This is a genomic window from Oceanisphaera sp. (genome assembly GCF_048268965.1).
In the GTDB taxonomy this organism is placed as follows: domain Bacteria; phylum Pseudomonadota; class Gammaproteobacteria; order Enterobacterales; family Aeromonadaceae; genus Oceanimonas.
The window spans coordinates 52027-75334 of the sequence record NZ_JBLWUK010000013.1; the positions used below are offsets into that span (position 1 = coordinate 52027).

22 protein-coding genes are annotated in these 23308 nt (G+C 57.0%); 11 read left to right on the forward strand and 11 right to left on the reverse strand.

The features are described 5' to 3' along the window. Positions 1 to 164: 164 nt before the first annotated feature. Complete coding sequence (gene paaX / locus ACN0VL_RS07975) at positions 165 to 1091, forward strand: phenylacetic acid degradation operon negative regulatory protein PaaX (protein WP_417616220.1); 927 nt, start codon at positions 165 to 167, stop codon at positions 1089 to 1091. 20 nt (positions 1092 to 1111) lie between these two features. After that, positions 1112 to 1708: a hypothetical protein gene (locus tag ACN0VL_RS07980; RefSeq protein WP_417616222.1), complete on the forward strand. Its 597-nt coding sequence runs from the start codon at positions 1112 to 1114 to the stop codon at positions 1706 to 1708. A gap of 82 nt (positions 1709 to 1790) precedes the next feature. On the opposite strand, the gene ACN0VL_RS07985 is transcribed toward ACN0VL_RS07980, so the two are convergent. From ACN0VL_RS07985 to ACN0VL_RS08005, 5 genes are all read right to left on the reverse strand, one after another. Then, positions 1791 to 4244 carry a penicillin acylase family protein gene (locus tag ACN0VL_RS07985; RefSeq protein WP_417616224.1) on the reverse strand — a complete coding sequence of 818 codons (2454 nt, stop codon included), beginning with the start codon at positions 4242 to 4244 and terminating at the stop codon, positions 1791 to 1793. Between the two features lie 91 nt (positions 4245 to 4335). Further along, a complete protein-coding gene (locus ACN0VL_RS07990; RefSeq protein WP_417616226.1) occupies positions 4336 to 5637 on the reverse strand; it encodes a TRAP transporter large permease in 1302 nt (433 codons plus the stop codon). After that, positions 5634 to 6173, reverse strand: a complete 540-nt coding sequence (locus tag ACN0VL_RS07995; RefSeq protein WP_417616228.1) for a TRAP transporter small permease — start codon at positions 6171 to 6173, stop codon at positions 5634 to 5636. The genes ACN0VL_RS07990 and ACN0VL_RS07995 overlap by 4 nt, the downstream gene beginning before the upstream one ends. Before the next feature lie 5 nt (positions 6174 to 6178). After that, the gene (locus ACN0VL_RS08000; RefSeq protein ID WP_417616230.1) at positions 6179 to 7204 is read right to left on the reverse strand and encodes a TRAP transporter substrate-binding protein; all 1026 of its coding nucleotides are present in this window, start codon (positions 7202 to 7204) and stop codon (positions 6179 to 6181) included. Positions 7205 to 7640: 436 nt separating this feature from the next. Next, positions 7641 to 7862, reverse strand: a complete 222-nt coding sequence (locus tag ACN0VL_RS08005) for a hypothetical protein (RefSeq protein ID WP_417616232.1) — start codon at positions 7860 to 7862, stop codon at positions 7641 to 7643. Positions 7863 to 8131: 269 nt separating this feature from the next. Here ACN0VL_RS08005 and ACN0VL_RS08010 point away from each other — a divergent pair, with 269 nt between their 5' ends. Further along, a complete protein-coding gene (locus ACN0VL_RS08010) occupies positions 8132 to 9262 on the forward strand; it encodes an efflux RND transporter periplasmic adaptor subunit (protein WP_417616234.1) in 1131 nt (376 codons plus the stop codon). Beyond that, the gene (locus ACN0VL_RS08015) at positions 9259 to 12315 is read left to right on the forward strand and encodes an efflux RND transporter permease subunit (RefSeq protein ID WP_417616235.1); all 3057 of its coding nucleotides are present in this window, start codon (positions 9259 to 9261) and stop codon (positions 12313 to 12315) included. Before ACN0VL_RS08010 ends, ACN0VL_RS08015 begins: the two co-directional genes overlap by 4 nt. Positions 12316 to 12706: 391 nt before the next feature. Here the strand turns inward: ACN0VL_RS08015 and ACN0VL_RS08020 are convergent, their stop codons facing one another. Next, a complete protein-coding gene (locus tag ACN0VL_RS08020) occupies positions 12707 to 13747 on the reverse strand; it encodes a PLP-dependent cysteine synthase family protein (RefSeq protein ID WP_417616237.1) in 1041 nt (346 codons plus the stop codon). A 151-nt stretch (positions 13748 to 13898) separates the two neighbouring features. Here ACN0VL_RS08020 and ACN0VL_RS08025 point away from each other — a divergent pair, with 151 nt between their 5' ends. Beyond that, positions 13899 to 14363, forward strand: coding sequence for an Lrp/AsnC family transcriptional regulator (locus ACN0VL_RS08025; RefSeq protein ID WP_417616239.1), 465 nt, complete (start codon positions 13899 to 13901; stop codon positions 14361 to 14363). Positions 14364 to 14414: 51 nt separating this feature from the next. Continuing rightward, positions 14415 to 15419, forward strand: a complete 1005-nt coding sequence (locus tag ACN0VL_RS08030; RefSeq protein ID WP_417616270.1) for a bile acid:sodium symporter family protein — start codon at positions 14415 to 14417, stop codon at positions 15417 to 15419. Here the strand turns inward: ACN0VL_RS08030 and ACN0VL_RS08035 are convergent. Continuing rightward, on the reverse strand, positions 15381 to 16541 hold the full coding sequence (locus ACN0VL_RS08035; RefSeq protein ID WP_417616271.1) for a Na/Pi symporter: 1161 nt from the start codon (positions 16539 to 16541) through the stop codon (positions 15381 to 15383). The genes ACN0VL_RS08030 and ACN0VL_RS08035 overlap by 39 nt on opposite strands. Positions 16542 to 16862: 321 nt before the next feature. Between ACN0VL_RS08035 and ACN0VL_RS08040 the strand changes: the two genes are divergently transcribed. The 3 genes from ACN0VL_RS08040 to cobO all read left to right on the forward strand — a co-directional run bounded on the left by ACN0VL_RS08040 (position 16863) and on the right by cobO (position 18580). Next, entirely contained in the window at positions 16863 to 17024 is a 162-nt protein-coding gene (locus tag ACN0VL_RS08040) for a DUF1328 domain-containing protein (protein WP_417616241.1), read from the forward strand. Positions 17025 to 17087: 63 nt separating this feature from the next. After that, a complete protein-coding gene (locus ACN0VL_RS08045) occupies positions 17088 to 17882 on the forward strand; it encodes a CLCA_X family protein (protein WP_417616243.1) in 795 nt (264 codons plus the stop codon). Between the two features lie 74 nt (positions 17883 to 17956). Next, positions 17957 to 18580 carry a cob(I)yrinic acid a,c-diamide adenosyltransferase gene (gene cobO, locus ACN0VL_RS08050; RefSeq protein ID WP_417616245.1) on the forward strand — a complete coding sequence of 208 codons (624 nt, stop codon included), beginning with the start codon at positions 17957 to 17959 and terminating at the stop codon, positions 18578 to 18580. 60 nt (positions 18581 to 18640) lie between these two features. On the opposite strand, the gene ACN0VL_RS08055 is transcribed toward cobO, so the two are convergent. Continuing rightward, positions 18641 to 19219, reverse strand: coding sequence for a TetR/AcrR family transcriptional regulator (locus tag ACN0VL_RS08055; protein ID WP_417616247.1), 579 nt, complete (start codon positions 19217 to 19219; stop codon positions 18641 to 18643). 122 nt (positions 19220 to 19341) lie between these two features. On the opposite strand from ACN0VL_RS08055, the gene ACN0VL_RS08060 reads away from it, so the two are divergent. After that, entirely contained in the window at positions 19342 to 20040 is a 699-nt protein-coding gene (locus tag ACN0VL_RS08060; protein ID WP_417616249.1) for a glutathione S-transferase family protein, read from the forward strand. Between the two features lie 776 nt (positions 20041 to 20816). Here the strand turns inward: ACN0VL_RS08060 and ACN0VL_RS08065 are convergent. Beyond that, positions 20817 to 21209 (reverse strand): VOC family protein, encoded by a 393-nt coding sequence (locus ACN0VL_RS08065; RefSeq protein WP_417616251.1) that lies wholly within the window; start codon positions 21207 to 21209, stop codon positions 20817 to 20819. Positions 21210 to 21461: 252 nt separating this feature from the next. After that, a complete protein-coding gene (locus ACN0VL_RS08070; protein ID WP_417616253.1) occupies positions 21462 to 21929 on the reverse strand; it encodes an HIT family protein in 468 nt (155 codons plus the stop codon). 351 nt (positions 21930 to 22280) lie between these two features. Here ACN0VL_RS08070 and ACN0VL_RS08075 point away from each other — a divergent pair, with 351 nt between their 5' ends. Continuing rightward, the gene (locus ACN0VL_RS08075; protein ID WP_417616255.1) at positions 22281 to 22631 is read left to right on the forward strand and encodes a RidA family protein; all 351 of its coding nucleotides are present in this window, start codon (positions 22281 to 22283) and stop codon (positions 22629 to 22631) included. 135 nt (positions 22632 to 22766) lie between these two features. Here ACN0VL_RS08075 and ACN0VL_RS08080 read toward each other — a convergent pair whose 3' ends face one another. After that, a complete protein-coding gene (locus ACN0VL_RS08080) occupies positions 22767 to 23201 on the reverse strand; it encodes an IS1096 element passenger TnpR family protein (RefSeq protein WP_417616257.1) in 435 nt (144 codons plus the stop codon). Between the last annotated feature and the right edge of the window lie 107 nt (positions 23202 to 23308).

Below are 23308 nucleotides of genomic sequence, written 5' to 3' on the forward strand. Positions count from 1 at the left end.
TAAAAGTGGCGGAGACGCCACTTTTTGCTTGATATCAGCTGGTTAACCGAGGTGTAATAGCTCCTTGCATTGTATGAGACAGGTTGACTTTCTGCCCTCGCAATACATGCTGTAGGTTTGGGCCTTGACCCGACAACTCACACAATCTGGTAATAAACATCTTCATGGACTCCCGATTACATTCGCTTATTCAGCAGGCCCTCGATTACGAAACCATCAGTGGTACCTCGCTGATCATGACTATCTTTGGTGATGCTATCAGCCATCGTGGCGGTTGTATCAGCCTGGCCAGCCTGATCGACATGGTTTCCGACTTCGGTTTTAATGAGCGCTTCGTACGCACCTCGGTGTTTCGCCTGTCCAAGGATGAGTGGCTGAGCTCGGAACGTATCGGTCGGCTGAGCTTCTATCGGGTCACCGAGCGCAGTGTACACCGCTTCCAGCAGGCCGAAACCCGTATCTATGATATGGAGCAGAAGCCCTGGGACGGTCACTGGGATCTGGTGCTGCTCAGCTCGCTGGAGCTGGAAGCCAAGGCACAATTGAAAAAAGAGCTGGAGTGGCTGGGCTGCGCCAGTATCGCCCCCAACCTGATGGCCTATCCGGGGCTGGAGCAAAGCAAGTTGCGTCAACTGCTACTCGAGCTGGACATGGGGGATCAGGTGGTGGTATTTCGGGCCAGTACACTGGATCTGGGGCTGGGAACACCACCGCCCTTGCCCCGTATGGTCAGCGTCAACTGGCCGCTGGAGGATATCAGTCGGCGTTATGAAGAATTCCTGACCTTGTACCGTCCCCTGCTGGCTCTGCTGGAAGGAAACAATAAGCTGGACCCCAGCCAGGCTTTTCAATTGCGGATCCTGCTTATTCACCATTATCGTCGCATACTGCTGCGTGATCCGCAGCTGCCAGGGGCGCTATTGCCCAGAAGCTGGCCGGCCATGGCTGCCAAGGCCCTGTGCGTCAATATCTACAACCTGCTGTATCAGGCTGCCGAGGAATATCTCTGGCACAAGGGGCGCACCGCGGAAGGACCGCTGCCTCCGGCCGATGCCGGATTTTACCTGCGTTTTGGTGGCTTGAGACGCTAGTTGCTTAATGGAGTAACAAGATGCACTGCTATGAAATAGACGGCATCCGCCCTGTGGTGGAAGAGGGAGCCTACGTGCACCCCACCGCCGTGCTGATCGGTGATGTCATTATAGAGCGCGGCTGCTATATAGGGCCGCTGGCCTCGTTACGGGGCGACTTCGGGCGCATCCATGTTCAGCACAACGCCAATATCCAGGACAACTGCGTGATGCACGGCTTTCCCGACGCCGACACCTTGGTGCGTCCCTGGGGTCATGTGGGCCATGGCGCCATACTGCACGGCTGTGTAGTGGGTGAAAACGCCCTGGTTGGCATGAATGCGGTGGTGATGGACGGAGCCGAGGTGGGGGAGCACAGCTTTGTTGCCGCCCACTCTTTCGTCAAGGCCGGGATGCAGATACCGCCCCGGGTGCTGGTGGCCGGTACCCCTGCAAGGGTGCTGCGTGAGCTCCGGGATGAAGAAATTGAATGGAAGCGCCAGGGCACCCAGAGCTATATCGAGCTGACCGAGCGCTGCCTGCACAGCATGCGCCAGGTCAGCCCACTGACGGCGGTAGAGCCCGACCGCAAGCGGCTGTTTCAGGATGCGGACTACTTGCCGAAATACAAGGCTTGAAGGCCGAGTAGAGACAGAGTCAGGACAAGATGAAACAAAGAGCGGGCAATTTGCCCGCTCTTTGTTGTTAAGGGACTGCCTTTTAACGCTTAACCGTCAGCACGGTTTCGCTCTGGCTGGCGGCGGTAACGTCTTCTTGCTTGAGCCACACCGGTTTCAGCCTGAACTCGATAAAGTCGTCGAGTTGATCCCGGTAATGGGGGGAGCGGGTACCGTCCGGCGCGATAAAGCCGGACTGGCCCGGTGCCGCCACTTCATAGGCTGTCACTTCGGTGCCGTTGAGTACCGTCATGTTGTTTTCGGTACCCCGGTTCATGGCAATGGGAGTACGCACTGCCTCGTCCGGGTTGGCCTGGGGCACACCGATATAGTTCTTGTGTCCGAATTCCAGCACATCGACCTGGCTCAGCCACTGGCGGCTGTCGGTACCGTATTGCTGACTCAGCTTGTCGATGGCCTGCTGCAGGGCGGACAGCTGCAATGTGTCGCCATCGCGCCCGGAAAGCAGGTCGGTGTTCACTACACTGCGGTTAAGCCAGGCGCCCAGGGCCTTGGTACCGGTGCTGATGTTATAACCATTGTCTACTATGCCATCGGCATCGCCGTAACCGGGGCCTGTATACCAGGGTAGGTTACTGGTCGGGAGCAGCGGTTGATAGGTCTGGGACAACATGGCTTGCAGCCAGGCGCGGAACAGGGCGGAGGCGGGATGGTCGTAGCGGCCATCACGGTCCTCGTCCGTGTTCAGGTAATCCCAGTCGGCCAGCAGGCGGGCGGCCTGCTGCAAGTGCGGGTTCTGGCTGTTACCGGCCAGTTTCACCAGGTGGGGAACAAAGAAGCGGGCATTGGGATCGGCCAGCGAGGCTTCCATCATCAGATCCCAGGCCTGATCCGGGGTCAGCTGGTCGACGGCCTCTACCCGGGTGTTGATTTCCAGCACCCTGTCAATGGTGTTCCAGCTGTACCACCACTGATCCGGGTTGGGGAAACCTTCAGCCGGACGGTTGTTCCAGTTGGCGATATAACCGCTGGAGGGATTGTACACCTGAGGGTTGGTATCGAACGGATACAGGCCAAGCCAGTCGGCACTGCCGTCTCCGGGGGTCGGCAGGCGACCGTCCTGACCCGGATGACGTACCGGGTAATGGCCGCCGAGGGCATAACCTATGTTGCCGTCCTGATCCGCATAGTACCAGTTGACGTTGATGGCGCTGTCAGACACATGCTCGCGCCATTGCTGGTGGTTTTTGGCCTTGCTGACCTTGTTCCAGGCCATCAGGGTGGAGACCTCCTTGCCGGCCCAGCCTCGTTGCTTGGCATAGGCGATGCCCTCATCCGGACGGTAGTCGACCACGGGACCGTAAACGGAACGGTAGACGGTAATGAGGGTGTCGTCGGCGTCTTTTACCTTGATGCTCTGCTGCTCTTTTTCCAGCGACCGGTATTTTCCTTTGTACAGGTATTGCTCCGGGTTGTCCGGGTTCAGTATCAGGCGGAACAGATCCACGTTGTCGCCGGCGCCCCAGGTGCTGCCCCAGGAAATATGGCCATTATGGCCGAACTCGACCATGGCATAGCCGGTGGGGGAGTTACCCACTGCCTCATAGCCGGCGCCGTGCAGACCCACCGAATAGGTGTAGGCGGGCTGGTAGAAGCCGAACTGGGGGCCGTTGATCAGCACGGCGCTGGCGTCTTTGGTCTTGTCCTTGCCAAGCACCAGGATATTGCTGAAGGGCGCTTCGCGAAATCCTTGCCAGCCCAGGGTGCCCTGGCGGCTCAGACCCGAATGGTTCATGGCCAGAAGCGGGTTCTCATCCTGCCGGGCAGCGGGAGTCAGGCCGGCAGTCAGCCGACGTTCCACGGCCTCACGGCCGGCAGGAGACCAGTCGCCGTCGGCTATGGTATCGGGAGCCTCGCCACTCAGGTAGGGCAAGAGGGTGTCGAACAGCAGGCGTGCCTGCGGACGACCGTGCTTTTGCTCCAGAGCCGCCAGTAGCTGCTGGTTTTCCAGCTCGGTATTGTAATCGCCGAAGCGGTTGATCATGGAACCGATAAACAGCATGGCCACATCAAACTCGTTCCAGGGCGCCGGGGTAAAGCCGTAGTCGATAAATTGCTTGGGCATCAGCGTGTCAGGTTGCTGCTGCACCCTGGCCTGCCACTGGTTGAGGCCGGCGGCATAGCCGCTGAGGATATCCCGGTCGGCGGCGGGCAGGGCATCCAGTTGAGCCTGAATGGCGTGGGGGTTATAGTGCTGGCGTACCCTGATATCCAGTGGCAGAAACTCTTCACCCAATACCTCGGCCACTGTACCCAGAGCACTGCGTCGGGCCATCTCCAGCTGGAACAGCCGATCCTGGGCAATGGCGTAGCCGTAGCCATAGAAGAGGCCATAGGTGGTGTCGGCATAAATATGGGGAGTGCCGTGCTGGTCACGTTTGATGGTGATTTGCTCAGCATCGGGCAGGGTGGTGCAGCCGACGAGCAGGGAAAGGCCGGCCAGCGCGCTCAGCCGGAAAACGGTTTTTTTAGGCATGGTAATCCCTTACAGGTTTCCTGATGAAGATAGGGTTGTGAAAGCAGGTCGGCCAGAAAGGCCGACCTGTAAAGCATTGTTATGAGTTGACTTATCGGTAAAGCAGTTCCGGCAGCCAGAGGGTAAGGGCCGGCAGCATGATCAGCAGCGCCAGGCGCACTATGTCGGCACACCAGAAGGGGGTGACGCCGCGGAACACGGTGGCGCTGTTCAGATCCTTGACCATGCCGGTCAGCACGAACACGTTCATGCCGACTGGCGGGGTGATCAGGCTGATTTCGGTGGCCACCACCACTATGATGCCGAACCAGATGGGATCCATGCCCAGGCTGTGTATCACAGGGAAAAACACCGGTACCGTGAGCAGCATCATCGACATACTCTCGAACACGGCACCCAGTACCAGGTAGATGGCGATGATCATCATCAGCACCATCATCGGCGACAGCGAGAAGCTGGTGATCATCTCGACCAGATGATCGGGCAGGCCGGCGCGATTGACGAAGTTGGAGAAGATGAGCGCGCCGATGACCACGCAGAACAGCATGGCCGAGGTCCGCGCCGTTTCTATCAGTACTTCTTTCAAGTCCTGCAGGCTCAGACTACGACGCTTGATGGCGATGACCAGAGAGCCGGCGGCACCGATGCCGGCGGCCTCGGTAGGGGTAAAGACGCCCAGGTAGATACCTCCCATCACCAGGGTGAACAGGCTGAGAATTCCTCCGACGCCTTTGAAGGCCTGCCATTTTTCGGCACGACTCATGGCCTTGCCGGGTGGACCTGCCTTGGGGTCGCGCCACACCACGTAGCGCACCGCGCCCAGATAGAGCAGTACACCCAGTACGCCGGGAATAAAGCCGGCGGCGAACAGATCACGAATGCTTTGCTCGGTAAGAATGCCGTAGATGATCAGCGCGACACTGGGCGGGATCAGTATGCCCAGGGTACCGCCGGCGGCGATGGCTGCAGAGGCCAGGCTGTCGGCATAGCCATACTTGCGCATGGGCGGTATGGCTACTTTGGACATGGTGGCGGCGGTCGCCAGGCTGGAGCCGCAGATAGCGGAGAAACCACCGCAGGCGGTGATGGCCGCCATGGCCATGCCGCCTTTGCGATGGCCAACCAGCGCATGGGACGCCGTGAACAGCTCATTGGACAGGCCGGAGCGGCTGATCAGGTTACCCATCAGGATAAACAGCGGGATCACACTCAGGCCGTAATCCTGAGCGGTATCCAGCAGCCGTCGGGCGCTGATCGACAGGGCGGCAGTGAAGTTGAAGTCCATCAGGGCCGCATAACCCACCACGCCCACGGTGGCCATGGCAAAGGCGATGGGGACGCGCAAGAAAATCAGCGACAGCAAGATGCCGAAGCCAAGCAGAGATTCCATCATAACGCAGGTGCCTCCTGGGCGGGGTTGGTCACGGATGTGTTCTGGGCCTCGGGATCACCGAGTAGCGTCATCACCAGAAAGGTCAGGGCGGTCAGCCACAGGCTGATGCCGATGATGTACATGGCCCAGGCACTGGGAATGGCCAGGTATTCGCTCACCGAGTTGTAGCGAGCGGCTCGGTCGGCCAGCTTCCACACCGTCATCGCCATATAGACACTGCCCACCGTCATGAACAGGTGGTACAGCCGATCGCGCAGGGCACACAGCCAACGGGGTAGCCAGGGTTCGATCAGATCCACCGATACATGCTCCTGTCGCCAGGTGATAGTGGGCAGGATCAGGAAGATGGAGGCGGCCAGCATGATCTCAATCAGCTCGGAGCCACCTACCAGTGGCGTGTTGAACAGGTAGCGTCCCACCACATCGACGGCGGTGATCAGCATCATCAGCAACAACATCAGGCCGGCCAGCAGATTGAGCAACCGCTTGAGTGCAACGGCACTTCTGCACCAGAGTTGGGAAACATGGGCAATCATGACAGTTATCCTTGGGAGTCCAGTTGGGCCTGATAATCACGGGCGATCTGGCGGAATTCCTGCAGGGCCAGTGGAGCATCTATCTTGCGGTCGGCCACGTCCTTCAGCCAGTCCTGTTCAATGTTCCGGGTCAGCTCGGCAAACAGCTGTACATCCTGCTCGCTGGCCGGGGTGACGGTATTACCGTATTCGAGCGCATCCTGTTCGGCTTCCTGGTCGGCTTGTACCCAGGCACGGGCGGCCATGGCCGAGAGCTTCTCGCCGGATACCGCCATGATGGCTTCCCGGTCTTCATTGGATATGCGGTCGAAGAAGTCTTCACCGATAAAGATGCCAAAACTGCCCAGGTACAGGCCGTGGGGCATTTTCAGGGTGTAGGGAGCGACTTCCTTGAAGCGCATGCTGCGCTTGGTGTTCATGGGGTTGAACACACCATCCACCACGCCCTGGGTGAGCATTTCATAGACCTTGGTGGTGGGGGCGGCTACGCCGGTGATGCCCAATTGCTTGCCAATGGCGTTCTGTACGCCACCGCCGATACGAATTTTCTTGTCGGCCAGCTCACTCAGGCTGTTGATGGGTTCGCGCATGTGGATTTCGCCGGGACCGTGGGTGAACAGACCGGCCACTATCACTTCACCATGCTCGTGGGCGTTGGCCAGGTATTTTTCATGAATCTTCCAGTGTGCCACCGAGGCGGCTTCTGCACCGGCACCCAGGTTCGGTAACTCGGCGATGGTGGTCAGTTTGAAGCGACCGGGGAAGTAACCATGATACGTCCATGAAGCATCTACCGCGCCATCTTGAACCAAATCGATCATGCTTTGCGGCGCCCCCAGATCGTGTTCAAGCTTGAGCTTGACCCGACCCTCGGTGGCTTCCTCAATCCACTTTCCCCAGGTAGGCAGCACGGTGGTATTCATTTCACTCGTGGGTGAAAGCCAGGTGGCAACCCGCATTGTAGTGGTGGCGGTAGCCTGGCCATGCCAGAGGCCGGCGGCGGCAAACAATGATATCCATATACGTTTCATAACAGTCACCTTGCTGTGGATAGAAGATAAACATAACAAACGTGATACACATTACACCAAATTAAGACAAATAGTGAAGCATTTGTTGCCCGGAGGTTTCACTGTTTTGCAACTTGGTATTTTTTGTGAGAAAAACCTGGAGAATGAGTGCCGGAAGATCATCTTACGTAAAGCAGAAATATGGCGGAAACAGCAGGCAGGGGAGGCGCGAAAGTGGCACTTATGACGCCCTTCAGCTGGGTGGCATTGACGCCGTGATCGTCCTGCTCCCGATGTTATGGCGGCTGACTCTCATGATGGACAACACAAAGCCTCGACAAGGTCTGCTTGTCGAGGCTTTGTGTTTGATACTTACGCAGGGGTGCTCTTTGGCTTGTTAGGTTTTAATTTGCAGTTGATCCTTGATAGGTGACCACTGAAGGGTGTTTGGTCGGCTTCAAACCAGCTGTAGGCCGAGTTTGTCCTGCGCAATCAGACGCACCACATAAGCGAGCTTGAACAAAGCTGCGCTGATCACCAGGGTAATGTGCATGAACACCGTCATGCCCAGCGATACCGACTCTTCTTGCAGATAAGCAACGAACAAGGCACCACAGGCCACCACTAAAAACACGACCATAGAGATGTTGGCAAGACGCAATAAACGTGGATGAGTCATAATGTGCACTCCAAATACCTATTTGTAAGTATCCTATGCCTGCCTGATTCCCCAGTCAATAATTTTTTAATGGGCAAGAGGGTCGCTTTGTCTTGATTCAGATCATGGAACAAAGGGTTATACCCTGAAGATATAAGGCGCAGCACACCGAATTTGTAGGTGTGGCCTTACTCCTCACGCTTTACACCTCTCTCTATTCAAATGGCTGTTTCAGTTTCAGCGAAATTGCTATGCTGAGCCTCTACTCTATTTTGTATGGAACCTCACCCATGACAACAAACAGAGCAAGCTTGTGGCTCACCCGGCATAAGAAGTGGGGCGGGATCTTGCTGATATTTCTGGTGCTGTTGTTCTGGTTATGGCGAGGCGAACTGTATGTGGCTCAAGACGCCGACTCGACGGCACCGGTTGCCGAGCAAAGCTCGATCCCAGCCGCCGGTCAATCCGAGCAGGCAGATAGCTTTTATGTAGAAGTACGCCAGTTTCATGCCGAGCCTTATCAAGGCCGAGTGTTGCTGCAAGGGCAGCTGTTGCCGGCCCACAGCCTGACGTTGCGTGCCCAGGTTAACGGCACCTTGCTCACGCGGCCGGCCCTGGGCCAGCAAGTGGTCGCCGATGAGCTATTAGTGACCCTGAGCGATGACGGTCGCCAGGCCAACCTGGCTCAGGCTAAAGCCGATCTCGCCCTGCGCCAGGCCGAAGTGAAGGGGGCTGCCCGGCTGCTCCGTAACCAGCTGGTGTCCGAAACCCATTATCTGTCATTAAAGGCGGCGGCAGCGGCCAGCGAGGCCGCATTGGTTGCAGCCCGGCTGGCGTTGGCCCATACGCAGATCAAGGCGCCATTTGCCGGCAGCATAGATGCCTTGCCGGTAGAAGCGGGCAGTTTCGTACAAGCCGGCGATCCGCTGTTAACCCTGGTCGATGTTTCAGCGCTTAAATTATCGGCCACTGTGCCCCAGCAACAGGTGGCCGACTTGACCGTAGGCTTGCCGGTAACCGCCGTCTTGCTGGACGGGAGAACCTTGTCCGGTCGACTCAGCTTTATTGCCCGGGCTGCCGATGAACGCACTCGCAGTTATGCGCTGGAAGCCAGGCTGGATAATCCCGATGGCTGGCGGGTAGCGGGGGCCAGTGTGGGGCTGCATATTAACCTGCCCGCCCAACAAGCGTATCGCGTGTCGCCTGCCTTGCTGGCGCTGGACGAGCATGGCCGACTGGGCGTACATCTGGTGGATGAACAAAACCGCATGCAACGGGTGGCGGTCAAGCTGCTGAGCATTACCCCGGATGAAGCCTGGATCAGTGGCTTGCCGGACTCGGCGCGGATAATTACCCGCGGTGCCGGCTTTGTGAACGAAGGTGAACCGGTCAATATTCGCCTGCAGGAGCCCGCGCTGTGAGGGCGCTGATCACTGCGGCCGTGTATCGCAGCCGAGCGACCCTGATGGCCTTTGTGTTTTTGCTGTTGGGCGGATACGGCGCCTATCAGGCCATTCCCAAAGAAGCGAACCCGGATGTCACCATTCCCATGATGTATGTGTCCATGGGGTTGGAAGGTATTAGCCCGGAAGATGCCGAGCGTTTGCTGGTGCGCCCCATGGAGCAAGAGCTGCGCACCCTGGCAGGGGTCAAAAAAATGACCTCGACCGCCAGTGAGGGGCATGCTTCCGTGATGCTGGAATTTGATGCGGGCTTCAATCCCAAACAGGCCCTGCAGGATGTTCGCGAAAAAGTAGACGCCACGCGTAGCAAGTTGCCACAGGAAGTCGACGAGCCCGTGGTGCACGAAATTAACGTCTCGTTATTTCCGGTGTTGTCTGTGGCCTTGTCCGGGCCCTTGTCCGAAGCCGAAATGGTGATGATAGCGCGGCGGTTGAAAGACGAAATTGAAGGCATTGCCGAGGTGCTGGAAGTCGACATCGGCGGCGACCGGGAAGACGTGCTGGAGATCCTGGTCGACCCGCAGGTGCTCGACAGTTACGGCATCGATTACACCCAGTTGTTCAACCTGGTCTCGCGCAATAACCGGCTGGTGGCCGCCGGTAGCCTGGACACAGGCGCGGGGCGATTGGCAATCAAGGTACCGGGTGTTATCGAAAACCTGGAGGATGTGATGGGCATGCCCATCAAGGTGAACGGCGATAATGTGGTGACCTTTGGCGACGTGGCGACCTTGCACCGCACCTTTAAAGATCCCGCCGGTTTTGCCCGTATTAACGACCAACCCGGCGTGGTGCTGGAGGTCAGTAAGCGGGCCGGCGCCAACATCATCGACACCATAGATCAGGTAAAACAGTTGCTGGCAGCCGCCGCACCGTTATTGCCCGAGGGCGTGACCATCGACTACATCATGGATCAGTCCCTGCAGGTAGAAAGCATGTTGTCGGACTTGCTGAATAATGTGCTGACTGCCGTGGTGCTGGTGCTGATCCTGATTGTGCTGACCATGGGCATGCGCTCGGCGGTGATGGTGGGTTTGACCATACCCGGCGCCTTTTTATCCGGCATTCTGATCATCTGGGCCATTGGCTTTACTATGAACATCATAGTGCTGTTTGCGCTGATTTTGGTGGCGGGCATGCTGGTCGATGGCGCCATAGTGGTGAGTGAGCTGGCGGATCGGAACTTGCACGAAGGGCAGGCACCCAAGCAGGCCTGGGTTAACGCCGCCCACCGCATGAGCTGGCCGGTGATAGCCTCCACCATTACCACGCTGGCGGTATTTGCTCCGCTATTGTTCTGGCCCGGTGTGGTGGGCGAGTTCATGAAATACCTGCCCGCCACCGTGATTATCTGCCTGTTGGCATCATTGGCCATGGCACTGGTATTTTTGCCGACCATGGGCGGCCTGACGCGCCAGCAACAGCGCAAGACACCGGTAAAGGTGGTAGGCCTGACTCAATACCGCGCCTTGCTGAGCCGTTTGCTGCAACGCCCGGGCCTGACCCTGGCGGGCACCCTGGTCATTATTGGTCTGGTGTATGCCGGCTACGCCCGATTTAATCACGGGGTAGAGTTCTTTCCGTCTATCGAGCCCGACAGTGCCCAGCTGCAGGTGCGTGCCCGGGGCGATTTATCGGTGTATGAAAAAGACGCCATTCTGCAAGAAGTAGAGCAACGCCTGCAAGGCATGAGTGAAGTAAAAGCCCTGTATGCGCGCAGCTTTGCCATGGCCGATAACCAGATGGGCAGCGATGTGATTGGCGTGCTGCAGTTTCAGTTTGTGGACTGGTTTCAGCGTCGTCCCGCCAGTGCCATTAAAGACACCATGCTGGCGCTAACGGCGGATATTCCCGGCATTATTCTCGACTTTCGGCAACAACAGATGGGGCCGGGCGGCGGTAAACCGGTGGAGCTCAGGCTCAATGGCCAGAGCGAGGCGAGTGTGGCACAGGCCACCGAGCTGTTGCGCGGCGCCATGGTGGAATTGGGCGGCTTTATCGATATAGAAGACGATCGCAGCCTGCCCGGCATAGAGTGGCGGCTCAAGGTGGACAGAGAAGCGGCCGCTCGGCTGGGAGCCGATGTACTGAGTGTGGGGAATGCGGTACAGCTGGTGACCAATGGCTTGAAGCTGGCCACCTACCGGCCGGAAGATGCGACCGATGAAGTGGATATTCGGGTGCGCGTGCCCGCCAGTTTTCGCTCGCTCGATCAATTGTCCCGGTTAACGCTCAACACCAACCGTGGTCAGGTACCGCTCAGTCACTTTGTGACCTTCAGCTCGGCAGCAAAAGTGGGCACCCTGCACCGAGTGGACGGGCGGCGCACCATTACCATCAAGGCCGACATCGGTGAAGGCTATCGGCTGGATGAGCGCTTGAGCGCCTTGCGTGAGCAAGTTAAAAGTTTACCCGACGGGGTCAACCTGGTGGTGGCAGGGGAGGATGCCGATCAGCGGGAAGCGGGGCAATTTTTGATGACTGCCTTTGGCGTGGCCATTTTCATGATGACGCTGATCCTGGTCACCCAGTTTAACAGCCTGTATCAAACTGCCCTGGTACTGTCGGCCATCGTATTTTCTACCGCAGGGGTCTTGATTGGACTGCTGCTTAATGGGCAGTCGTTTGGCATCGTTATGGTGGGCATGGGCATTATTGCCCTGGCGGGCATAGTGGTGAACAACAACATCGTATTAATCGATACCTTTAACCAGCTGCGCGCCGATGGCATGAACCCCACCGAGGCGGCACTGGAAACCGGCAGCCTGCGTCTCAGGCCCGTGCTGCTGACCGCCATTACCACAGTGCTGGGGTTGATGCCCATGGTGCTGGGCATTAACGTCGATTTGTTGGGCCCAAGCCTCGGCATAGGCGCCCCCTCTACCCAGTGGTGGACTCAGCTATCGAGTGCCATTGCCGGCGGCCTCAGCTTTGCCACTTTGCTCACCTTGCTACTCACCCCCTGCATGCTGGTGCTGCGGTCAGGGCGAACGGTGAAGCGTGAGGGGTGAGGAGTGTGTTGCTTACGGCCTGTCTCTCAGTCACAGCTATTTGTTGATATAAGTGTGGCTTGTCAGGCAAAGGGCACTACTCCTCCGACTCGCCGTAAACCCATCCATGGGGGCTCAAACCGCGCCATCCTTGGCGCGGATGGTCGGTTGAGCAGACACCCTCTGCCTTCCCGTCAGGAGCGGAGTTGTCAGTCAGTTGTGCTCACCGAAGACTCGGTGCCTAAAAAGAGGCGGCTGGGATAGCCTCAGCCGACCATCACATGACAGGGACGTCATGTGTATGAGCGCTACATGGAAGTACTTGAGCGAGTCGGAGGAGGCTACCCAGCTGCCTCTGTGCATTAATTACTGATTAGCGACTAGGAGACAGGCTGACGGCTTCCAGCGTTGTTTATCCAAATACCGCGAGTTGCTCGCTGTAGGGCGTTAAATCACCAATATTTTCGGCGACCCACTCGGGGTTGTAGTAAGTGTCCAGGTAGCGTTCGCCACCGTCGCACATCAGGGTAACCAGAGAGCCGCGCTCGCCTTTTTCCTGCATGCGTTTGGCCAGCTGTAATACGCCCCACAGGTTGGTGCCGGTCGAGCCACCGGCCTTGCGGCCCAGAATGTGCTCCAACCAGTGAATGGTGGCAATGCTGGCGGCGTCCGGCACCTTGATCATCTCGTCGATCACCTCGGGCAGAAACGAGGCTTCTACTCTTGGTCGGCCTATGCCTTCTATGCGACCTCCGGCCTGGCTTACCAGACTGGCATCGCCGCTTTTATAGCTGTCGTAAAACACCGAGTTTTCCGGGTCGACCACCACCAACTGGGTATCCAGGCCCAAATAGCGGGCATAGCGTCCCAGGGTCGCCGAGGTACCGCCGGTGCCCGCACTCATCACGATGGCGCGGGGAATGGGGTGGGGCTCTTCGGCCAGCTGGCGAAAGATACTCTCGGCGATGTTGTTGTTGCCGCGCCAGTCGGTGGCCCGCTCGGCAAAGGTGAACTGATCCATATAATGGCCGTTGCTTTCCCGCGCCAGTCGTTCGGCTTCGGAGTAGACCTCGGCGGCGTGATCGACAAAGTGGCAATGGCCGCTCAGGCGCTCCACCTGCTCGATTTTGCTGCGGGTGGTGTGGCGCGGCATAACGGCGGTAAAGGTCAGGCCCAGCAGCTTGGCGAAATAGGCTTCCGACACTGCGGTGCTGCCTGAAGAGGCTTCCACTACATGGGTGTGTTCATTGATTTTGCCGCTGCAAATGGCATGCAAAAACAGGGAGCGGGCCAATCGGTGCTTGAGGCTGCCCGTAGGGTGGGTGCTTTCGTCTTTCAGATAAATGTCGATGCCGGGCAGGCCGGGTATATCAAGCAGATAGAGGTGGGTATCCGAGGTGCGTAGCTGGTCGCTAGACAAGGTTTTAAGGGCAGTGCGGGTCCAGTTGTTCATAGAGAGGCGTCCGGTGCTAGGGAGTAACAAGAAAAACCAATCGGTTCTGTGATGCAAGAATTATATCCCTCTCTCAAGGTAAAGTATTTTCCATCTTCATCGTACAAGTGTTATTTTTTAGAAAATTATTCTCTATTTAGGGGTTTAGCGAGTGGATATTGTCGATAAGCAGATTCTGGCGTTATTGCAGCAGGATGCCTCGCTGCCGTTGAAGGACCTGGCCGAGGTGGTCAATTTGTCTACCACCCCCTGCTGGAAGCGGGTGAAAAAGCTGGAAGAGGCCGGTTACATTCGTGGCCGGGTGGCGCTGCTGGATGCGGACAAACTGGGGCTGGGGCTGTCGGTCTTCGTGCAACTTAAAACCCAGCATCACGACAGTCGCTGGTTGGCGCAGTTTGCCGAGACGGTGACTGATTTCGACGAGGTGGTGGAATTTTATCGCATGTCGGGGGAGTGGGATTACATGTTAAGGGTGGTGGTGGCAGACATTGCTGCCTTCGACCGTTTCTACAAGAAGTTGATCACCAGTACCGAAGGCTTGTCGGACATCACCTCCAGTTTTGCCATGGAGCAGATCAAGTACACCACCGCCTTGCCCCTGGCAGTTAGGGTATAGTAGGGCATTTCAGACTCAATCAGGATCAAAAAAATGTTCAGATATCTGCGTATGCTGTTCGACAATTTTACTCTGGTACTGCTGGCGGTGGTGGCCGCCGCCAGCCTGTTGCCGGCGCAGGGGATGGCGGCGCACTTCTTTGACTGGCTGACGGTGGCGGCCATTGCGCTGCTGTTTTTCATGCACGGTGCCAAGCTGTCGCGTCAGGCCATAGTTGCTGGTGCGACTCACTGGCGGCTGCACCTGCTGGTATTTGGCTGTACCTTCGTGATGTTTCCGCTGCTGGGACTGGCCGCCAGGCCGGTGCTGCTGCCGCTGCTGGGAGAGCAGCTCTATCTCGGCATGCTGTTTCTGTGTGTGCTGCCGGGCACGGTGCAATCGGCCATTGCCTTTACCTCTCTGGCGGGCGGCAATGTGCCGGCGGCGGTCTGCAGTGCGTCGGCGTCCAGCATACTGGGCATTCTGCTGACGCCGCTGCTGGTGGCATTCTTGCTGCAGGTGGAGGCCAGTCAGAGTGTCTCGCCGCTGCATGCCATCGGTGCCATCAGCATGCAGTTGTTGCTGCCCTTTGTACTGGGGCACAGCCTGCGGCCCTGGATTGGCGGCTGGATAGACAAACACAGACCCGCGCTGGCACGGGTAGATCAAAGCTCCATTCTGCTGGTGGTCTACACCGCCCTGAGTGCCTCTGTGGTGGAAGGCTTGTGGAGCACGCTGTCACCCGGTGCCCTGGCGCTGTTAACGCTGGTGTGCTGCCTGTTGCTGGCGGTGGTGCTGTTTCTGACCGCCTGGCTGGGGCGTCGTTTCGGCTTCAGTCGTGAAGACAGGATCACTATCGTGTTCGGTGGGTCGAAGAAGAGCATGGCCACCGGCGTGCCCATGGCGCAGGTATTGTTTGCCGGACCGCTGCTGGGCCCGGCATTGCTGCCGCTGATGATTTTTCATCAGATCCAGTTGATGGTCTGTGCCGTGATGGCACAGCACTACGCCCGTCAGGGGGAAGAGTTCAGGTTAAACTCAGAACAACTGGCTGACACCGACCAACAGCAGCGGTAGGGCGAAGAAGACACCGCCGATATAGGCGGCTACATAGGCCTTGTTGCGCTGGGCCAGGGTGGCCAGAGTTTCGGCCATGCGCACCGGCATCAGGCGCAGAAAGGGCAGCACATAGATAATCGCAATCGCCAGCAGGTTGAACAGCAGGTGCACCAGGGCAATTTGTAGGGCCACCATGGCTGAGGCGCCGCTGATGGCGGTGGCGGCCAGCAAGGCGGTGATGGTGGTGCCGATATTGCTGCCCAGCAGGAAGGGGTATACCTGCTTCAGGGAAAATACCCCGGTGCCGGCCAGGGGCACGATCAGCGAGCTGGTGGTGGAAGATGACTGCACCAGCACGGTGACCAGGGTGCCGGAAGCCATGCCCGAGACGGGGCCGCGACCCACGGCGGTGTGCAGTATGTTCATGGCCCGCCCTACCATCAGGGTGCGCAGCACCTTGCCAATCTGGGTGACCACCATCAGGATCAGGCCGATGCCAATCAGGATAAGGGCCACACCGGACCAGATACCGGGCAGCCAGGCCACGCTGGCCTTCAGCAGGTCGGAGGCAGGCGAGAGCAGTACCTTCATGAAGTTCATGCCGCTCATGCTCATGCTGGCGTCGCTGACCAGCAGGTCGGCGAGATACCCGGAAGCCGTCGCCAGGGGGCGGAACAGCAGTTCCAGCGGCAGCAGTATGGCTACGGCCAGGATATTGAAGCTGTCGTGTACGGTGGCGGCGGAAAAGGCCCGCTTGAACTCGTCGCCATCACGAATATGGCCCAGGCTGACCAGAGTACTGGTGAGCGAGGTGCCAATGTTGGCCCCCATGATCATGGGAATGGCGATGGCAATGGGCAGGCCGCCGGCGACCATACCCACGATAATGGAGGTAACTGTGCTGGAGCTCTGAATGAGCGCGGTCGCCACCACGCCGATGATCAGCGCGATAACCGGGTTGGAGGCGAAGGCGAACAGCTCTTGGGCATTGCTGCCGGCGGCGGCCTTGAAGCCGGAGCCGATGGCGCCCACGGCGGCCAGCAGCACATAAATCAGCAAGGAAACCAGCAGCCAGGATAACCAGTTGGACTGGACGTTGTTATCGATTACGGGTTTGGGGATGGTGGACTCAAGGCTCATCATGTTTCCTCATTTCAATGTTGGCGCCACTATGCCGAGCCTTTATGACGGTTTTATTACAATGCGACACTTTCATGACGATAATGTTTCATTTGGGGCCATATCGCCGAAGAAGAGATACGTTCGAGTCATAAATGGCGGCCCGGGATCGGAGCACGGCTTGCCCTCAGGCCCATGAAAAGCGGCCCCGCAAGCGAACCGCCAGCATGCCGGGCGATTGTACCCTGCATGATGGGGGGAGCATCCAGCAAGTGGAGCTGTCATCGTCTGCTAAAATAACGGGTGAACGACAACAACTTCCACTGGGTTAAGGAGCAGTTTATGTTTCGTTGGGGCATTATATTTTTGATCATTGCACTCATTGCCGGGGCCATGGGCTTTAGCGGCATGGCAGGAACGGCCGCATGGGCGGCAAAGCTGGTCTTTATAGTGGGTATCATCTTGTTTATCATCAGCCTGGTGACGGGCCGAAAAGCACCTTGACCCTATCTGCGTTTTTCACCGCCAATAAACGTGCGGTAATCACTCAAAGTGGCAATAACATCGATGAGCAATCTCCCTAATAGCGAGACCCGGTCTCGCTATTATCGTAATGGGCCCAATCATGCGGCCGGCGAATACATCGACTTCGTTCAGGTCAGGCGGCGCTTCGATTTTTGCAGCATAGAAATTGGCCGCTGGGTGACCCGAGCGGAGCGCGAGCGGGCGGCGGGCCTGTTTTATGATGCTCTTTGCGATTTAATGCTGATCTTGCAGGGCCCTGAGCCGCTTATCTCGTTGCGCGGGAGTTTGTCACTGCAATATGGCATTGGCGGTCGCCCCGGGGTATCGGCGCATTATAATCCCGCCAGCCGCAGCTTTTCGTTGGCTAAAAATGCCGGCCCCGGCAGCATAGCCCACGAGTGGTTTCACGCCTTCGACCATTACATTGCCGGCAAAAGTATAGCGGGGGCCAGCCGGTGCACTTTTGCCTCGCGTGCCTGGCTCGATAATGCCCCATCGATAGACCACCCACTCAACAATCTGTTGTTCGACTGCTTTAAGGCCATATTGCTGGATGCCAGTGGCCAGCAACCCAGTGCACTCTTTAACGCTTCGTCGGCCGCCGATCGGCAACTCCACACCCTGTATTACAGCCAGCCCGAAGAGTTGTGCGCCCGGGCCTTTGAAGCCTTTGTGCAGGACGCCGCCATTAAAAACGGCTTTCTGGTAAAGGGCACCAAAGCCACCAAGGAGGCCGAGCTCGGCTTGTATCCCCAGGGGGCGCAGCGCGAGCAAATCAATGCGGCCTTCAGCCGTTATTTTCGCACCCTGGGTGCCGCGCTACGGCGTCAGGGCTAACGCTTACATCCGTTGTCTGCCGTGCTATGGTGAAACATAGACTCAATATTACCCTGTACACAACAAGGAACCCCATGAGCGAAGCAAACGACAACAACCGCGATCAGGTAAAGGCCGAGCGCCATCAGCAACGCCAGCAAAAAGTGAAAGAAGCAGTGGATGCCAAGATTGCCAGCGCCCAGGACGAGCGGGGCGTACTCATGGTGATCACCGGCAACGGCAAGGGCAAGAGCACCGCCGGCTTCGGCACCGTTACCCGGGCGGTGGGCCACGGGAAAAGTGCGGCTGTGGTGCAGTTTATCAAGGGTGGCTGGGAGTGCGGCGAGCGCAACCTGCTGCAAAAGGTCGGTGTACCCTTTGTGGTGATGAACACCGGCTTTACCTGGGAAACCCAGAACCGCGAGCAAGACATGGCCGCCTGCGAACAGACCTGGCTACCGGCGGAAAAAATGCTCGCCGATCCCAGCATCGATCTGGTGTTGCTGGACGAGCTCACTTACATGGTGGCCTATCATTACCTGGACCTGGATCGGGTGTTGACCGCGCTGCAAAACCGCCCGCCGCACCAGCATGTGATCATCACCGGCCGTGGTTGCCACCGATCCATCATAGAGCTGGCCGACACCGTAAGCGAAGTGCAGTCGGTCAAACACGCCTTTGAAGCCGGCGTTAAAGCCCAGCCAGGGTTTGATTACTGATTACCTGATTAGCCTAGCGGCATTGAACGTCAATCAGCCTGAGGTAAGGGGACTTCTTCCTTATCTGTTATCGAGAGTGTGCCATGGCAGCCAGGGTAGCCCGAGCTTCATGGCCGCCACTGTCGTCTCCTGCTTATTACCCAGATAGCCATATACCCGGATCCCGAAGATATGCAGCATCAGGCTCGCCGCATATTGGCAGGCCAGATCGGGTGAATAGACACGGGCCAGATAATCGGAATACAGGCGTTCAATGTCATTTAGATAGCTGCTCACGCGATGTTGCAGCTCGCCACCGGACGCAGCTAGCTCCAGCTGGCTCTTGATTAGGAAGCAACTGCAATAATCCGCCTTGGCGGACTCCTCTACCATGCGCAACAGCTGCTGGCATATCCCCTCACCGATGGACGGCGCCTGCTCCAGCGTTTGGCGCAACCTGGCCTGAGACTGAAGGGCGTAATGTTCCAGTGCAGCCAGATACAGTCCTTCTTTGCTGCCAAATGCCAGATACAGGCTGCCAGGCTTGAGCCCGGTTGCCTTGACCACCTTCTGTATCGACGCACCGCTAAAACCCTGCTGCCAGAATAGCCGAGTGGAATCCTGAATCACCTGTTCCCGATCAAACTGTATCCGCGTCATCTTGACTCCTGTCTTGGCTCACAGCGTGAAGTATACCTGCAGCTTGAATGAATGCTCAAATTCAACTTGAATGATCGTTCAAGAGGTGCTTGAATGATCATTCAAAACAGCCGGAGGCACTCATGATCAAATTCTTTTTTCATCCCACGCCCAACCCGTTGAAGGTTGCACTCTACCTGGAAGAAACTGGTCTGCCCTATGAGCTGGTGCCGGTCGACACCCTGAAAGGCGAACAGCATTTACCCGCCTTTCGCAGCATCAACCCCAACGGCAAGGTGCCGGCCATTGACGATAACGGCGTGCGGGTATTCGATTCCACCGCCATTCTGCTCTACCTGGCCGAAAAATCCGGTCAGCTGGCGGGCGATCCGCAGCAGCGGGGCGAACTGCTTTCGTGGATGATGTTTATCGGCAGCGGAGTCGGCCCCTATTCCGGCCAGGCGGTGCACTTCACGCACATGGCACCGGAAAAACTCCCCTATGCCATCAATCGCTACCAGCGTGAAACACAGCGTCATTACGAGGTGCTGGATACCCATCTGGAGCATCGTCAGTATATTGTTGGCGACAGCTACAGCATTGCCGATATCTCGGCCTGGGGCTGGATCGACAAGGCGGTGTTCATCCTGGGTGAAGACGCTTTGGCAGGCTACCCGAACCTGCAGCGTTGGTTCGACAGCATCAACACGCGTCCCGCCGTGGCCCGCGCCCGGGAACTGGGCAAGAACATCGGGTTCAAGGCGGAGCGTGACGAAGCGGCCATGCGCGAGTTGTTCCCGCAGAATTACCCGAAAGCCTCCGATACCACAGAACAAGCCTGAAGAAAAATGATGCAGTACTGGCCCCCACCAAGGGCCAGCTCCTCCGTGCCATCTGACCGTCAGGGAGGGCGGGAATGCTAGGGTCTGTTGACCTTTCGAGATGATTTTTGCAGCAGTTTGTGGCGTCTTTATACAAGGCAGCGCTTATGCCATGTAGTCACTCTCCATAAATAAGCGATAACGCTGTAGAAAGACGCCACAAGCGCTGCCCTTCGGGTTCGGCTAAACGCGTTTTTCTCTTTGTTGAGAAGTACTTGCTTAGAGTGACTAGGCTACACACCTCTCGCCGCGATAAAAACGCGTTTAACTCGAACAAAATTTAACCGCGAAAGGTCAACAGACCCTAATGGCAGGAGCATGTATTGGCTTTGGCGCGGAGCAGACACATTCTCCTCCCGGATGCCAGGGAGTAGCCTGTTGGCGCTGACTACACAAAACGGTGTTTGCAAAGAGTTTGCAAAGAGGTGCCAGAGACCTTCGCAAAGCATGCAGGTTAGGCTACGAAAGAATCATTCTCGGTGATAAAAGCTCCGGGAATGCCATTTTTACCTGCGTGAAAATATAAAATAAGTGTGCCATTCAATAAGTAATAGGTACTTATTGAATGGCACACTCATTTAAATTAACTAAAAATATAATACCGTGCTTTTTAAGTAATTTTAAGCGTAGCGTAAACATAGCTGTCACCTCCCACGACACGATCGTGGGAGGTGAGCTCTTTAGCCTCTGCTCAGGCACCGAGTTGTCTGCGGTGTCTGGCCAGAGTGGTCAAGAGGTTAGCCTTCCGCCGGCATAAAGTGCGTGGCACACAGCTTGTTGCCGGCGGGGTCACGCAGATAGGCCAGGTACATCTTGTTGCCACCGACCACGCGTACTCCGGGTGGATCCTCGCAGGGAATGCCACCGTTCTCAATGCCGACGGCATGCCAGGCATCGACCAGCTCCGGGCTGGTTACAGCCAGGCCGATGGTCGAGCCATTACCATGGGTGGCCGGCTCGCCATTGATCGGCAGTGACAGGGCCAGCACGCCCCTGGAGCTCAGGTACATGCAACGATTGCCAGTGTCATTTATTACCCCGGGCTGGTAGCTCAGCACGGCCATGGTGGCATCGTAAAAGCGTTTTGATTCCTCAATGTTATTGGCACCCAGCATAATGTGACTGAACATGCTTTTTATCCTTTTGATTGAACGAATATGGCTTAATGAAACCGTATTGTGCTAAATAAGCTTTTGCTTATCTAGTGGGTACCGACAAAACGCAAAAAATTTTTGAGTCTGCAGCTTATAACCGGCACCCAGAGGTTGGGAGCACCGGGTGAAGCGGGGTATTTCACCCCCACTTCGACGAGAGCCGCCGCTTTGGCAAAAGATGTAAAAGGTATAAAAATGCAAAGCGCGGCCGGCAAGCAGCTGAGTTCGTTAGCTTTTTTCCGCTACGCTGCGAATATGGGCCGCCAGAGCGGCCAGTTCGTCGTCATCGGCCCTGTGGCTGTCGTGAGACGACAAATAGCCCTCGTAGCGCTCGAAAAACTTCTCCCGCACCGACTCAATGGCCTGAAACGCCGAGTTGCTGCCGGTACCGTGCATGGGAAACAGCTTGCTGTGCAGGTGATCCACCCCGTAGCCCTCAAAGAACATGCCGGTTCGGGCCACGTCGTCAAACGACTGATCCAGTAACCGGGCCACCTTCCTGGTGGCGATAACCAGCTTGCTCAACACCTCGTCCGGTGCCTCAAAGGCATAACTGGGGTGGTGGTCTTTGGGGATCACCACGGTAAAGCCTTTGGTATTGGGGAAAATCGACAAAAACGCCAGGTGTTCGTCGTCTTCCCATACTTTATGGCAGGGTGCCTTGCCCGCCACGATATCGCAGAAAATACAGCTCATTATTATCCCTCTGGTTGATTGAACACAGTGTCGTGGTCACCGACATTAGCGTGATTTCAGCCAGAAGCATAATCGCGGCCTTGGGGTGGCAGCGTCCGGCGGTATTCCCGGTAAGGGTTCACCTTGAGTACTTCCTGAAGTCTTGCTGACTGCTGAAGGTCACACAATTGATAACAGTGAATAACCAGGAAGTCTTGCCACCCGTCAATTTTGCCCCTCACACCCCCAAAAAGCCGTTCTCAGGAGTTCAGCTTGCACCCCCGGTACCCCCCTGTATACTGGCTGGTCAATCCTTCGACAGCAGAATATCAGCTCGGCTGCCTGCTGCTAATCAACTGGAAGAAAAATAACATGACTATCGAACGTGTACGCACTACTAAACGCTCCAGCCCCATTCTGCGCCACAACGACACCGTCTACCTGACCGGTCAGGTTGGCGAAGGCGACACCGTTGCCGAGCAGACTCGCAGCTGCCTGGCACGCATCGACGCCTTGCTGGCCGAGGTAGGCACCGATAAATCACACCTGTTGCAGGCAACCATCTGGCTGTCCGACATGGGCGATTACGACGAGTTCAACGAAGTATGGGACAGCTGGGTTCCCGAAGGTACCGCCCCGGTTCGCTCTTGTGGTGAGGTGTCGGTAGCCAAACCGGAATACCGCGTTGAGGTGATCATCATTGCCGCAATGCCCAACTCTTAATCAGAGTTCGCGCTGCCGACCCATTGAAGCGTTGGCAGCGCACCCTCCATTTAATCTGCATCGTGCCGAGTCAATCGGTGATCATCCTGTGGTGCAAAGGGTCAATCTGTGCGGTCGCTGCAGGGGGAGCTATGGTTACCACTCGTCTTCTGCCTCGGGATCGTAGTCTTTGTATTGCTCTGGCCTGGTGCCGGTTTCGGCGGTCACAAAGGGATAGTGTCGGTCTGGCTGGGGCTCTCTGGGCTTCTTGCGGGATTTGGATACCTGAAAAATCCAGTCGTCGCCAAAATCGAACCAGTAGAACAGCTTCTTGCCCTTGGGCAGGGGGAACAATGACGTTATCCGGTCATCCAGCGAAAATTCTTCGCCGTCAAAATGGATGCGCTCCGACCCGAACTCTCTGCGAGAGATAAAAAACGAATACAGGTGGTCGTTGTCGAAATCGACCGCCTGCTGAATGGCATCATGCAAATCGTGCAGCGTGCTGTTTTCTTCTATTTCCAGTTCGCAGCCCCAGTCTGCTTCCGCATACATGCCGGAAGCGAGCTGAATGGACAGGGTAATGATCATCGCGGCCTCATGCTTTGATTAAAAGTGGTTGGTTGAAACAAGATAGCCGAAGTCAGCCTGATTTAAAAAGCCCCATGCATGTAGCGTGGAGCCTTTGATTGTAAGGC